General features: G+C 50.8%; 7 protein-coding genes. All 7 read right to left on the bottom strand.

The features are described from left to right. Window positions 1-55 precede the first annotated feature (55 nt). The 7 genes from IE165_RS11760 to IE165_RS11730 all read right to left on the bottom strand — a co-directional run bounded on the left by IE165_RS11760 (window position 56) and on the right by IE165_RS11730 (window position 14,926). Complete coding sequence (locus tag IE165_RS11760; RefSeq protein ID WP_229826522.1) at window positions 56-2,536, bottom strand: glutaminase family protein; 2,481 nt, start codon at window positions 2,534-2,536, stop codon at window positions 56-58. Between the two features lie 134 nt (window positions 2,537-2,670). Beyond that, the gene (locus IE165_RS11755) at window positions 2,671-4,971 is read right to left on the bottom strand and encodes a GH92 family glycosyl hydrolase (RefSeq protein WP_189626822.1); all 2,301 of its coding nucleotides are present in this window, start codon (window positions 4,969-4,971) and stop codon (window positions 2,671-2,673) included. 122 nt (window positions 4,972-5,093) lie between these two features. Next, a complete protein-coding gene (locus IE165_RS11750; RefSeq protein ID WP_189626821.1) occupies window positions 5,094-7,274 on the bottom strand; it encodes a hypothetical protein in 2,181 nt (726 codons plus the stop codon). A gap of 23 nt (window positions 7,275-7,297) precedes the next feature. After that, on the bottom strand, window positions 7,298-8,113 hold the full coding sequence (locus IE165_RS11745) for a DUF3823 domain-containing protein (protein ID WP_189626820.1): 816 nt from the start codon (window positions 8,111-8,113) through the stop codon (window positions 7,298-7,300). 62 nt (window positions 8,114-8,175) lie between these two features. Next, complete coding sequence (locus IE165_RS11740) at window positions 8,176-10,236, bottom strand: RagB/SusD family nutrient uptake outer membrane protein (protein WP_189626819.1); 2,061 nt, start codon at window positions 10,234-10,236, stop codon at window positions 8,176-8,178. Window positions 10,237-10,278: 42 nt separating this feature from the next. Further along, complete coding sequence (locus IE165_RS11735; RefSeq protein WP_189626818.1) at window positions 10,279-13,458, bottom strand: SusC/RagA family TonB-linked outer membrane protein; 3,180 nt, start codon at window positions 13,456-13,458, stop codon at window positions 10,279-10,281. A 28-nt stretch (window positions 13,459-13,486) separates the two neighbouring features. Further along, window positions 13,487-14,926, bottom strand: a complete 1,440-nt coding sequence (locus IE165_RS11730; protein WP_189626817.1) for a glycoside hydrolase family 76 protein — start codon at window positions 14,924-14,926, stop codon at window positions 13,487-13,489. Window position 14,927 lies beyond the last annotated feature (1 nt).

The following is a 14,927-nucleotide window of genomic DNA, read 5'->3' as shown; positions in this document are numbered from 1 at the left end:
CCTTTTGGCCTTCAAAAGCGATGCCCTGCCGCGGCGAGCGGCGAAATGGGAAAGCTTACCTTCCCCATTTTTCGGCCAACATTTTCATGTAGAACCCTCCCACCACGCTCCGTGCCTTAAAATTCTCCCGGATACCATTTGTTGTGTCATAGAAATCGTTCAGCGGCACGCGCGACGGTGTTTCTAGCGCATGTCGATACACGGGGTCTACAAACTTTTCAAAAGTCGGTTGGTCATCTGCCAAAACTGCTGTCCACAGTATCCAATCATTTTTCGTATAGTTTTTGCGGCTATCCAATGGCAAGCCAAAACGATTCATTCGCGGCAGATAATACGCAATTTCCTTGGTTGCCACCTCTTTCGGGAACAAGCCAAAGTCCAAAACCTTATCCCACACCAAATTGTATTTTTGGCTCCACGTGTTTGTATCATCGAACGTCAGCGCGTAATGGTCTCCGGCGTCAGCCATCTTCATCCATTTGGGCACCATCTCCTCGGCAATTTTCCGGTACTGGCCAGCAACATCCTGTTTGCCCAACATGTCTGCAAGGCGGGCATAACTCGCTATGCCCATGATTGCTTTTAGCGAGAGGTTGGCGTTACGCGCAAGGTGTCCGGCGAAATCATCCGTACACAGCTGCGTCTTCGGATCCAGGCCTTCTTTGACAAGGTAATCTGTCCATTTGGTCAGTACGTCCCAATGTTTGGCGGCATAGGCCGCATTGCCCTGCGCTTGGGCTATCGCCGCCGTCATAATCAGCATATTGCCAGATTCTTCCACGGGCATCGGCTCCCCATAGGTTTGTCCGTTGGCGCGTGGGTACGTTCCTAGGTCGTGTGCCGCCCACGGATGCGGATACAGGCCACTTTCGCTGAAGTGGAAAATGCCGTTCAGCATGCCTTCCAGCAACACCGGGTTGTACAGCAAATAGAGTGGGGATGAAGGATAGGTAACATCCACCGTATTGATAAACCCACCGCTATTGTTCTCTTTCGAGAGCCACAATACTTCTTTCGCTGGACTTTCCACTAAGGTATGCGCAGCGATACTTTGTCTATACGCCAAAGCGCAGAGGTGGGCATATTCTGCTCCGCCAGCCTCATTCGCCTGCTGCAGGAGCTCTTTGTCAAAAGCTGTACAGCGCTGCATCAATTCCGTATAGTCTGCCACCGCCGCCTGCAACTGCGATTCGAAGGCACGGCCCCCATCTCGGTTCCACCAGGGGCGCAGGTCTTGCTTAAAATATTGAATAGCCACCACCTCGTCATAACCGATGGTCAGGAAACGTTGTACCGGCGTAGCGGCAACAGTTCCTAACGATATTTCTGTATGCAGCGATAGCGATTTCCCCCGAAAAGGAGCGTCTTTTCCTTTGGCTGTTTGTCCAGCTAGGTATTGCTTGACATCTTTGCCCGTTGGGGCCGCAACATACAGGTAGCCCCAGTCGATACGCATATCGTCGGCACCCTTCTGTAATATCGGCTGCTCTACCGTACCCACCTTGAGGATGGAAAGACCGCCATCTTCATAAGCCCGTCCCTCCACTTCCTGTTGGTCGGCCATATACACCGCAATATCGGATGATACTTCTTGGTGAACCTTCACTTGGTGCTGCTTGCCATCATTAGCGACGGCCTTATAGGAAATATACGAAACAGGCCGCGCCAAGAGGTCAAGATTATCCATCAAGAGGGGCGACGTAAATGTGACCTGCAGGGATACGCCGCCACAGGCAAACGTATAGAACGTCTGGGTCGCATGCACCTGCACCCCCGTTTGCTGGGCCACAGCCACATCCCCTTTATCAGCAGGCAATTTGTTGACCAAATCGATATCCAAAAACCGACCGCCGGCTGTATTTTTTAACGCGATGGCAAGCACATTCTTGCCCCTCTGCAGCAATCCTTTTGCCTTGTCGGAAATATCAAAATATTCAAAACGGTTATTCCAACCATCTTTTTCAAATATAAGTTTTCCATTCAGATACACCTCCACGTTATCATCATGATGCAATTTCAGGAACAAGGGGTTCTGCTGGTTCACCCTGTCCAGCGAAAATTCCCTTCTCACCCATATTTCATCCGATTCCCAAAATGTACCCGATACCGATTTATTATCTGAAATCGGCAAGGGACCTTCCTTCCAGGCGGACGCTTGGAAGGCTACCGCATTCCATCCTTTGGAAGGAGCCTGCTCGCTATAGCGTACCTTTATTTTCGCCGTATTCCCCGCTTCCGGGATCACGCTTTGGTAGCGCGGCGCATCCATACCCATGAAGCGGTACATCTGGCCATCCACTTCCAAGTAACCGGTCAGTCCATGCGCCACCCCCGTCCAATGCTCCGTCGCCTTATCGGTCAGCACATCACTTGTGGACCAAATGCTGAAGTTCGGGTTATGGGTCACCAAAGGATAAGCCGGCGCTTTCCGGGTATTGTAGTCTTGGCCAAAGGCCGACCATACACTAATAACCGACGCGAAAAGCCAAAGGGCAATATGCATTGCTTTCTTCCTAAAATTCATTGTTGCTATCATATGTTATGTTAACGCAGTGTAGAAACGGTTGGGTCAAAGATACGATAAGCTACCAAGCCCCAACCGTCCAAAATATTTTTAAAAACGACGCAAATCGTTCCTCTTGCCATGCCCTTGCTGGCGGCACGGTTTTGCTAATTTTCCGCTGTGTATTCCTTGGAAAACGAATACGGTTTATCCGATGCTGCAGTACCGCGCGACAAGTTTGGTTGCGCAGACATGCTGAAGTTCAGCTTCGCGCCTTTGCGCAAATCGTCGATACGCAAAAAATTATGCGCATACTTTTTCCCATTGACGCGTAGCTGGTCGACATAGACATTTTCTTTGGATTGATTTGCTGCGGCAATAACTATTTTTTTGCCGTGCTCTAAGTTTACGATCACCTCATCAAACTGCGGCGATCCTAACACATATTCGCCAGCGCCGGGTGCCACCGGATAGAAACCGAGCGATGAAAACACATACCAAGCCGATGTCTGTCCGTTGTCTTCGTCTCCGCAATAGCCATCAGGGCCTGCAGCATACAATTTATCCATGATTTCACGAACCCGGTATTGGGCCTTCCATGGTGCAGCCGAGTAGTTATACAGATAGGGCATGTGCTGTATGGGCTGGTTACCATGCGCATATTGCCCCATGTTCATGATCTGCATTTCGCGCATTTCATGAATCATGCCGCGGCTTTTCATTCCCTCTTGGCTGGGCACCAAAAACACGGTGTCCAACATGGCCGTAAAAGCATTGTCGCCACCCATCAGATCGCTCAGCCCTTGAGGGTCATGGAATACGCAGAAGCTCCAGTGCCAGGAGTTGCCCTCTGTAAATTCGTCCGACCAAGCGCTTGGGTCAAAATTTTTGACGAAGGTCCCATCCTTCCGCTTTCCACGCATCAACTTTGTCGACGGATCATACAGATTTTTGTAGTTAAGCGCCCTTTTCGCATAGGGAGCCGTTTCCGCATCGGGGCGTCCCAGCGCTTTGCCAAACTGGTATATGCACCAATCGTTATAGGCATACTCCAATGTCCGCGCGGCATTCTGCGAGATTCCTGCATCCGCCGGGATGTATCCTAAGGTGTTATAGAGCTCATGGCCATAGCGCCCTGTAGACGTGTTCGTAGGGTGCACATGGTGCGCGCCCCATTGTACAGCTTCCCACAGCACCATCGGGTCGTAGCCCTTCCGGCCGGTAAGATAGGCATCCGCCACAACAGAAGCCGAATTGTTCCCGATCATGGATGCCCGGTGCCCCGGCGAAGCCCATTCCGGTAAAAATCCACTTTCTTTATAGGCATTCACCAAGCCCTCCTGCATCCGGTCATTCATCGACGGATAGAGCAGATTCAATAAGGGAAACAGGCTGCGAAAAGTATCCCAGAAACCGGTGTCGGTAAACATTTCACCAGGCAATACCTTCCCATTGTAGGGGCTATAGTGCACCCGGTTTCCGGCAGCATCTATTTCGGAGAGATCGCGCGGAAAAAGCGTAGACCGATATAGGCAAGAATAAAAAGTTTGCAATCTGTCCAGGTTCTTGTCTTTGATCTGTATCCGTCCAAGGACATCGTTCCATGCCGCCCTTCCCGCATTGGCCACTTCCTGCAGCGATTTTCCATGCACCTCCTTCAGGTTTAGATCTGCTTGCTCAAAACTGATGAACGAGGATGCGACACGAGCGGTTACCTGCTGTCCTTTTTTCAAGCCTTTGAACCCCACAATGGCCCCCGCGTGATCGGTGGTTACCTCCAGGCGCTGTTTGGCCTGCAGACGTCCATTATCCACGACCATATGGCTATCCATCGGTTGGTCAAACTCAATCACAAAATAATTCTTGAAGTTATCGGGCACGCCTCCGCTATTACGCGTATTATATCCGATGATTTTGTTCTCTTCGGGTATAAGCTTCACGAAAGACCCCTTGTCAAAAGCATCGATGACCACATACGCGCTATCGGTCTCGGGAAAGGTAAATTGGAAGATCACGGCCCGTTGCGAAGGGCTAAACTCGGTCGTTATGCCGTGGTCTGCCAAAAATACGCTATAGTAGTAAGGCTTGGCAATCTCTGCTTTATGCGAATACCAACTTGCTCGCGCATCTTGGTCGAAAACTGGCTTTCCGGTTATCGGCATCAAGGCAAACTGCCCATAGTCGTTGTTCCAGGGACTAGGTTGGTGGGTTTGCTTGAAACCGTTGATCTTGTCTGCCGTGTAGGTATACACCCATCCGTCTCCCATTTTTCCCGTCTGCGGTGTCCAAAAGTTCATGCCCCAAGGGCGCGCAATAGCGGGGTAGGTATTCCCTGTCGAAAGCTCGTATTTGGATAGCGTGCCCACCAAGGTGCTCACGTAATCGACCGGTTCTGTCGATTGCGCAGCGATTTTCTGGAAGGACAGCATTCCCATTAATGCAAACAGGAAAAAAGAATTATATTTCATAGGTATGTTATTATCATTTTATACGTTGCCTTGCAACATTTCTGTTCTGTAGAACGCAAAACAGGGACATTCCATTTTTTTACTAAGTTGATTGCCTGCGGTATGCCCCCCAGCCGGGCCATTTACCATAAAAATTTAACCGCTACCCCATCCGGATTGTTCTCAAAACCTAGGCGGTAGGTGCTAGATGCCTTATCCCACTGCTGCGCGTCAAACACCTCGCGGCCATCTACCGTCACACTTTTCGGGCGTTTGGGCAGCAACACCCGCGAAATATTTGTTGTTTCTATCGGGCTTTTCGCGACATAGGCATAGCCGGAAGCTGTTGTCTGCTCTTGATACACCCGACTTGCCGCAGCCAGCACTTGTGGCTTTTTCTTGTCTTTCACCAAATCTACATTAAAAAAGTAAGCTTGCTTGCCTGGCGCGATAGCCTGTGCACGATATACCGGAAGTTCCGGATCAAACAGGTCGATCAACGTTCCCTGTATGCGGTAGGCTTCCGTATCGACGCTTTCATCCAATACAGCAATCAGCTCAAAAGGGCCGCGTTGCAGGTGAAAATGGTTTTTGAATGCCAATGTACCGCCCGCAGCGGCTTTATAGCGTGCTTCAGCCATTTTTACCAGCTGCTCGCTGTTGTCTGTTTTTAAAATAAAATCTTTCGGATCTATCCGTACAATCTGTACAGATCCTTTACCAAAGGGGTGTACGCCCTCTTTGGCGGCAGCTTGTATCCCCATTTTTTCAAACAGGTGGTCGGCAGGCGCCCGGTACGTATTCCCTTCGGTATTCCACCATTCCTGCACCGTCTGAAACGGATCCTTATCGGTTCCGCAATAGATCAATTGCCCGCCCGATTTCACCCAATCCGCCAATTGCTGGTGCGCTATCGGATCTAATGGCTTCATATTGGCGTAGGTCATCAGCAAGACCTTGGTATCGGCCAGTGCTTTTTCGAATCCCAAGTTTTCGATGTGCACCGTCTTTATGGGCACACCGCGTTTCAGGAAAGGAAGCGCCAGTCCGTAAAAATTTGCCAGTTGCGGATCATCGTAGCCGGCATGCGTGGGAAACCGCTGGAACATCAACGAATTGGCCATCAATACCGATATGCCCTCACTGCCCGAAAGCTTGTTGTCGCTCAACGGCATCTGGTTCAGCGAGTTAATCATGACCTGCATCTGCGTCGCATAAGCACGCGGAATACGCTGTTTTTCATCGCTGTTCGAAGCGGTCCGGTAAAGGCCCTCGTAGATACGCTCCGGCCAGGGCATCACCTCGTAATCAGCAATCTGCGGATACAGCAACTGCGCCACAAATGTCGCCTGGTAGTTGGTTTTATAGTCTACCCAGTCTTTCGCGCGGTCTTCGATAGGATCGGTTAGGAAGAACATCTTTCTACCCGTTGGCGCGGTCATGGATGCCATCGAACCATATTCCAGGTACGCTGTTTCAAACACGCGCTCCTTTTCCTTTCCATTAAAGTAGTTTGGTTCGCGGGAGGTTCCCGTCCACACCTGTGCGATATAGCCATCCACCACCGGCAGCGAGGCCAAGCTGGCTTCGGGCGATACGATCATCCATTGGGCGTAGTTAACGAGCGAATGCGTGGGAACATAGCATTTGACATCCATGCCCTTGGTCTTTCCGTAGGCTTTGGCAAAGGTAAACACCTCTTCCAAAGCCTTGTAATAGAGTTGGTACTTTAGCTTGTTCGACAGATAGGTGTTTTCCGGCGATTCGTGCTGCGGGCGCCAGTCAAAGCCATAGTACTTTTTCCATTCCCGTTTGAATGAAGCGCTGTATCCTGCCCGCGCCCAAAATTCCGGTTCCTCCATAAATATGGCGTCTATTCCAGCGTCGATCACCGGCTTGATGTGGCGTTCCTTTAGGTAACTCAGAAAGTTGTCGGTGGGCACGATATACGGCACGAGGTGTCCGTGCCATATCGTGTCCTGTGCCTGCGTTACCTGTCCTTCATCCAAATGCCATTTCCCGTCCCACTGTCCCGTGAAATAATCCTGGTACTCGCCCCACGCAATACCGGTCATGAAATGAATGGTATAACCACGGTCTTTCCAGGATTTTACCCGCTCGGCAAAAGGCAACCGTTTATGCTTGTCGGAGGGATTGCCCCCTACGCCGTAGATCATCACCGCATCGGCGCGATTATCGATCGTAGGACGCCATTCCCGCGATGTCTGAAAGGTTGTTTTTACCTGATCGGTTTGCTGTTGTGCACAAACCGTTCCGCTTCCCAGCACACAGGCAATTCCTATATATAAGTTCCAATATGTCATACCATTCTTTCTTATAACCTTTTTTATTTGACAAATACTTCTTTCGCATCGGTATAGTTATACCGTCTTGTACCGCTTCCTACGGGCGTATCATAGTTGATGCGCGCTGCCGCGCGGATAAAAACAATCCGACCGGACGGGATCGTGCCGTTTGACTCGATGGTCACCGTTTGACCCAGCAAGCTGTTGAACGATGATCCCGTATAGTTGATGGCATTGGTCCATCGCTCATCCCGGGCGCGGTAGCCTACTGTTGATGAATAGCTCACAAAAAGCTGTATATCCGTTACGTTTTGAAAGCTGCTGCTGTAGCCACCCATGGGCTCGATTTTTTCACGGAATTCATTTTCCGTTACCCCGCGGCTCACCCGAACCTGCGCCTGTATCTTGCCATTCACCACTTGCGGCTCCCCTACCCATTCCACGTTTAGGAAGGGCTGCACCTCAAACTTAACTTCCGTAACGCCCTCGATGTCGATGTCCTTTGTTTCATCTGCAATCGGCACCCCACGTTCATCCTCGCGCAGCAAAGGAATGAATGGCCCGTCCAACTGGACGTTGTAACGCCCCTTAAACACTTTCGTGTTTTGGAACTTGCCGTCCGGCATACAGAAAAAGTCCGGATTGGGCGTCACGTTATCGCCCCAACTGGTTTCTATGAGGCGCACCCGAATACCTTCACTTCCTTGGTCGGTCAGTACCGGCGCACCGGTAGCGACATCCACCACTTCCCCCTTCAGTGTTTCAGCCGGAGCCGGATAGTTATCCAGCTCAAACAAACTGCAGGAAGCCATCAAGAAAAGCGACGTCAACGAGATAAATATGCTTGTCTTTTTCATCTGATTATTTTTAGATTTTCTTTGTTCAATTATGTTTACTTCAACCGCTGTCACACGCATCCCTAGCGGTTTGGTTGTTGGTCTATCACCCCACTCTTGGCAACTTCTCCGCCCGGAATCGCAAAGTAATAGTCGATGACGTTGTATTCAAAGGTTTTTAAACTTACCCATTGGAATCGTGCATCGAAAAAGTATTTCCCGCTCGCGGTTGATAAGAATGGATACAGCCCACGGAAACGATAGCGGATGTTATTGCTGAAAGCATCCTTGTTTTTGTTCTCTCCCCAAAAACCATTACGCCCCTCGTAATGTTGCACCCGCCACCGGCGGATATCCCATTTGGACTTGTGTTCCAGCGCCAGCTCTTTTCTTCTTTCCTTGCGCACGGTGTTGCGGCCGCTTTCTGTTGCTGTCAGTACACCCGGGAGCAAGGATGCTCCGGCACGCTCGCGAATATCGTTCACCGCTTGCGTCGCTACCTGCATCAGGTCTGACCCGTCTGGCGAGCCCTCCCCAGCGAGCGATAGCTCGACAGCGGCTTCCGCTGCATTCAGCAGCACTTCGGCATACCGCATCAAGACAAAATGCTGGTCCGATCGTCCTTCTGCCGCTGTAAAAGCTGGATCAGGATTCAGCCATTTTCTGCCGTAAAGCCCGGTCAAGTTTCCTTCGCCGTTGTCAAAGAATGGACCGTTTGCGCCGGCAGCCGTTATTTGCGTCCCGTTATAATCCACAACTTCTTGGGCAGCGCCTTCTCTGGGGCTCAAGAACAACGTTTTTGGCGTGCCCCGGTAGGCATTGAGGTTTTGGTAACGATTTTCGGCAGCTTGATAGGAATAATCACTGAACAGCGGCTTCACCGGCACCGCACCGGTATACACACCCGCACGCACTTCGATATCCCTGCCTTTGAACCGGTCTCCAGGGAAAATAACATATGCCCGTAACCTCGGTTCGGCATTGCTGAAGAAGTCCATAGGGTTATCATACAGCAAATAATCGCCTTGCGTATTGGAGTTACCGGTCGTCACCTTGATCGTCCCATCGGGATAGCGGTCAAATCCTTCAAAGAGCTCCATAAAATCGAGCGTAGGACAGGTGCCTGATGCCAACGGTGCTTTAAAAATAAAAGGCGCGCTGTATGCATCATAACCATGCGTGGAAATTGGGAACGTGTATTCCTTGATGTAAATATTTTCCGGGCTCTCCACATCGCTGAACATATCGACCATATTTTGGTACTGGGCTTCCGGGTTGCCTGCGGCCCACCTTTTTTTGTATAGGGCATATTTGCCTGCGCTCATAATCTCTCTGGCTGCAAGGTAGGCCTCCCTGAAATACTTTTTCGATGCTGCCTGCCAGGTGTTTTCGGCGAAGCCGATAACGCGAACGCCCGTTTTTTCACCTAAGCCGGTCAGGCGCCCCGGTACCGTTTCATTGTATTTTGCCACGCTTCCGGCGTATAGCATCGCCTCTGATTTGAAAGCCAGCGCGACATACTTGTTGGCATAACCTCTTTTGATGCTTGCCGGCGATAGCAATGCTGCGGCCTGATCAAAATCGGCCAGCACCTGGTTCCAGGTTTCCTCCTCGCTTGCGCGCGGCACTTCCAGCTCGGCCTGCTCTGCCGGATAGGGGATCACCTTCGTCACCAAGGGCACGCCCCCAAATCGTCTGGCCATCGCATTGAATACGAATGCCCGAACGAAATAGGCTTCGCCTAGGTAGTGGTTGTAGGTAATCTCCGGAAAAGCATCCTTATACTTTGGAAAATTTTCGATGAGATAGTTTGCATCCCGCAAGAGCGTCATGCCCTTACCCCAATAGGGGGTTCGCTCGCCGGTAAAGGCCGAGCTGATTCCGTCGCGGTTCAAGGCTTCTCCCGTCCCTTCAATACCCATAGCGGCCAACCATCCGTTGAATTCCACACCCCATTGGGCCATGTACTTGAAATCTTCGAATGGCATATTGCTGTACATTCTTGCCAAGTACACTTCCACGCCCGACTCGCTGGTAAACAAGTCGTTATCGCCGATAATGCTCTTGGGCGGGATATCCAGAAAATTGGAGCAGGAGGCAAATAAAACACAGATGGCCAGCGTCAGCTGATATATTTTTTTCATACGATTGTTTTTTATCTTCATATTGTCCATAACACAAAGGGATTAAAAGGCGAGCGAAAGACCCGCTGTAATGGTTTTGTTCAACGGATAGAGGCGTCCCAGTTCATCCTCGGGATGTTCCGGATCCACAAATTTTACACCCGTTATGGTAAACAAGTTATAGGCATTCGCAAATACCCGAAGGTTCATCGTGGACGAAGGTCTAAATTTCGGTAATGTATAGCCCAGCTCGACGCTTTTCAGCCGCAGATAAGCTGTACTCACCCGGTTGAAGGTCGAGGTCTCAATCGGGTAGTTGCCCGTGAAGCCGTAATACCCACTTACCCATTCCTGAGCCGGATCCCAAGGGTCGGCCTGCGGATCAACGGTATGCCAACGGTCTGTATATTGCTCCAATATCCCGCCGCCATTGGTGCCCCAGATTGCGCGAAGGGGTTCCAAATACTGCATCGAGCCCATGGCCGTTCCTTGCAAGAGGAAGTTCATATCAAAGTTCTTGTAATTGGCATCAAAGCTGAAACTAAAGTTCAACCAAGGCGTGCTGTCAAAAAACAGGGGACGCATATCCAAGCCGTTGATCTCGCCATCACCGTTCCAATCTTCATATTTATAGTCGCCCGGCAAGGTCTGGTTACCTTTGTAGATCGGAAAACTTCGGATATCGTCCCAATCAAGGTAGCGTCCTGCCCCCTGATACCCAAATTGCATACCTTGGTTCCGGTTGTTCAGGTTGTCGTTACGCCACCTGTCGTAAGAATTTCCCCAAGGCCCTTTCTCGGAGCCCACGAGGTGCTTTTGCCGGGTAATCGTTCCGATGGCTTTCATCCGGTAGGAAAACTCGCCGATGCTGTTGCGGTGTGAAAGCTCGAGATCCATCCCGAAATGCTTGTCGCTATCCAGGTTTTCCCGCGGTGCGGTAGCCCCCACTACGGTAGGAAGGTCGCCCGAACGCCGTGCGAAAAGCCCTTTACGCTCCCGCTCAAAATAATCGACGGCAAAGCCGAAAAGCCCATTCCATCCTTCAAAATCGACACCGACGTTTAAGGTATTGGAGGTGAACCAAGTGATCATTCGGTTCGGTAAAGGCAAGGTAGACACGCCGTAGATAAACTGGTTCCCAAACATATACCCAGGAGAATATTGATTGTAGTAACCTTTTTCTTCGTTTCCGGAGGTTGCCGGATAGTCATAGCCGGTAGCCCAGTCATATTGCAGGCTGCCGTCGTCTCCCAAGACACCATAACTTCCACGTAGCTTCAGTTGGTTCACGAAAGACATCGCCGACCAATCTTTAAAGAAAGGCTCTTCCGAGATACGCCATGCCACGGATGCCGAAGGGAAAAGCCCCCACTGACGGCCCGGAAGAAACTTCGACGAACCGTCATAACGGAATTGAGCCTCCGCGATATAGCGGTTGTCAAACGTATAGTTGGCCCTTCCAAAAAGCGCGGCGTTGGATGTTTCGTAAAGATCGTTCAGCGCTCTGCTCATGCCTCCTTGTTGACCTAGCGTCACACCGGCAAAGAGATAATCCATGGCAAAAGCAAGGTCACGTTGGGCAAAGAAGTTATCCCCCGTTTGCTTTTGCACTTCCGCGCCCAAAAGACCGCTCACTTGGTGCCGGCCATTGAATTCCCGGTTGTAGTTTGCAATGAACTGTCCGAGCACCTGCTGTTTGTCAAACATCGTCCGACGTATCTGGTTAGGCGAACTGAGATCAAATAACTTCGATACGTACAACTCACTTATTTGATCGAATGCATATTGATAGTACTCTCTGCGATTGATGTTAATATTATCCATTCGGTAGTCGTAACTGATCAACGCCTTGGCAGAAAGGCCTTTCAGCGCATCGCTCACCACACCAAAATCGTAATTCAGGCTTGCAGACGATTGGAACTGTTTCTGTGCCCTTTTGCGATAGCCAGAGATATCGGCGGTCATCTTTGCTACGGTATTTTCTTCCAGATCCAGGCCGTCATAATTGAGCATGGTATTATCGGGATCGGCATAGGCAGGCGCCAGTACACCCTGACGCCAATAGTTCCGGATAATATCGGCCGAACTCGAGTAAGGACTATTGGTTTGGTCCGAAACGCCGGCCAAATTTAGGTCGAAGCTCAGTCCCTTTGTTACCTCCGCACTGACATTGGATCGCAGATTGATCTTCCTATAGTTCAAATCGCCCGATTTAAAAAATCCTTCCTGATAGAGATGGCCTGCGCCAATGTAATATTGCGATTTCTCGCCTCCTCCCGTGATACTCATATCCTGCTGCGTTTGCGGCGAGTAGTCCGAAAAGATCAAGGACGTCCAATCGGTTGTGCGGCGCTTTCCTGTTCTAAAATCTTCAAACGTGCTCTCCGGAAAAACAGTGTTATAAGGCGATGCGATATTGTTCCGAACGCGCTCGTTTTCGATCGTCATGGCTTGGTAAGCATCGGCCAGTGTGGGCAATCCTGATGGGCGTTGAAACGTATAGGAGCTGTTCAGCGTAACACTCGTTTTCCCAGTTTTCGTTCCCTTTTTGGTGGTCACGAGTACCACGCCATTCGCTGCCCGCACCCCGTAAATCGCGGCAGAGGCATCTTTCAGCACCGAAATATCTTCGATATCCGTGGGATTAAGGCGCTGGAAGTCTGCCGTTGTGCGCGGTATTCCATCGATTACGATCAACGGGCTACCCAAGCCGCGGATGTCAAAACTATTGTTGAACGATCCCGGCTCTGCGCTGCGCTGCCACACGCGCACACCCGGAACGCGCCCTGTCAGCATATTCTGTGGGTTTTCGTTTTTGGTACGCCGCATTTCATCTCCTTTGATATTGGAAACGGCGCCCGTCAGGCTCACTTTGCGTTGCACGCCGTAGCCCACTACCACCACTTCTTCTAACGAAGATTCGTCGGGTTGCAAGACGACGTCTATGCGACCCTGTGCGCCCACCGTTTTCTCGGCATCGGCAAAACCGACAAAGGAAAAGCGCAAAACTGCCCCTTGGGGTGCCTGCAGGCTATATTGTCCGTCTGTATTGGTGCTGGTCGCGATTTGCGGTGTGGCACCTTTCACCATTATGGATACGCCGGCCAATGGCAGCCCGTCGGCGCTGGTGACGCTGCCCGACACGTTTATGTTCTGTGCCAACGACAGGCCAGGAATAAGGAGCAGTACCATGCACACTGTGTGCATCCATACGCTCATTTCCATCTTAAAATTCTTGATCATACAGGTTTTCTTTAACGCTATTGATGAGCTATTTTGTTTGTTCATATCTGGACAAAACCGCATATTCCGCGGCAAAGGCAAAGGTAAACATGCCTTCCGTGTCGTTCTTGCCGCGATCGCGGTTCCAGCCTACCAATAAGTTTGTCGGCAGAAGTCCGTTATGGTAGAAATTATCATAGGCATAATCCAGGTTATGCTGAAATGCCGCGATATAGTCTTCCGAAGCTTGATGAGCCGGATAAAGATCGACATACCCGCGCATCAGCACCCCATTGAACCAATTTCTGAAACCGCTGATATCGAAGGTATAGTGGTCGGCCACATTCACGCCCTTCTTCGCGAAGTACGCGAAGGATGCATTGGCCAATGCCGCACCATCTTCCCGGTATTTGCTGTCGCCCGTCACCCGCAGCAGATCAGCTGCTCCAGATAACATCGTGCCGCTGTTGTAAGTGATGGCCGGTCCCACGCGGTCGCGGCAGGTAATCCCCCTGCGGTAGCTCACGCCGTTGATCTGCTCCAATTGTGGCGAGCCCGGTGTGCAGCCACCCATCATATCGTCATAGACGCCATCGGCGCGAAGCAACGCACTTTTCTGCCAGTCGTAGATTTTTTTGGCAAACATAAGGTAATAGTCGGCCTTGTTCATCTGCGCCTGTCTCCGCGTTCTCCGGTCGGTTCCGTCAATATAATGATGTGTTGTCTGGTCATTTTTCCCGTTATACAGCTCGTACAGCCACACCAACGGGCTCACCATTGGCCCGTTGCTACAGGCATGTTTCGTCACATAGCCCGGCCCCCAGGAGATGCCGCCTACCTCGTTGCCGTTTGCATCGATCGTGCAGTCCCAGCCATCCAGCACATATTCCGTTAGGTATTCTGCCTTGGTTAAAAATTCCGCTTTTCCCGTTACCTTATAGGCTTCCAAAAATTCACGGATCAGCCACATCTGGTCATCATACACGTTTTCAATGCCTTCCACGCGCGCACCGCCTTTCGAGCTGCCACGATTGACGCCATACACGGTCCACTCGTTGGTGCCGGTATAGGACGTCAGGGTAAACGTGCCCAAATAGAACTCGGCACCGTCATAGAGCTTCATCAGCTCTTGTTCATACCGGCTAAAATGTGCGTCATAGCGCGTTGCGTCCCCGTTTTCTTTCTCGGTTTCCAAGGCGTGCAAAATAGCGGTAACGGCCTCGATCGCGCTCGTATACATCCATACACTGCCTACCTCATCCGATCGCCTGTCCGTATAGGGGTTATAATACCGGGCCATGGTCATTCCGCTTCCGGTGAAGTAGGCGCTCAGTGCATTATCCGTAATCTCCATAGCGCGGGTCAACGATCTGCTCGCCACATTGGTATCCTCCGGTGGCATATTCCCCTCATCGCTCTTTGCCTTGTCACAGGCATAGATGAAGAAGCACAGTAGGCTTCCCATCGCGATCATCATACTTTTTCTCATC

This window comes from Sphingobacterium griseoflavum (assembly GCF_014653155.1).
Taxonomy (GTDB): Bacteria; Bacteroidota; Bacteroidia; order Sphingobacteriales; family Sphingobacteriaceae; genus Sphingobacterium; species Sphingobacterium griseoflavum.
Note: the sequence above shows the minus strand (reverse complement) of the source record. Positions and strands in the feature narration are given on the sequence as shown.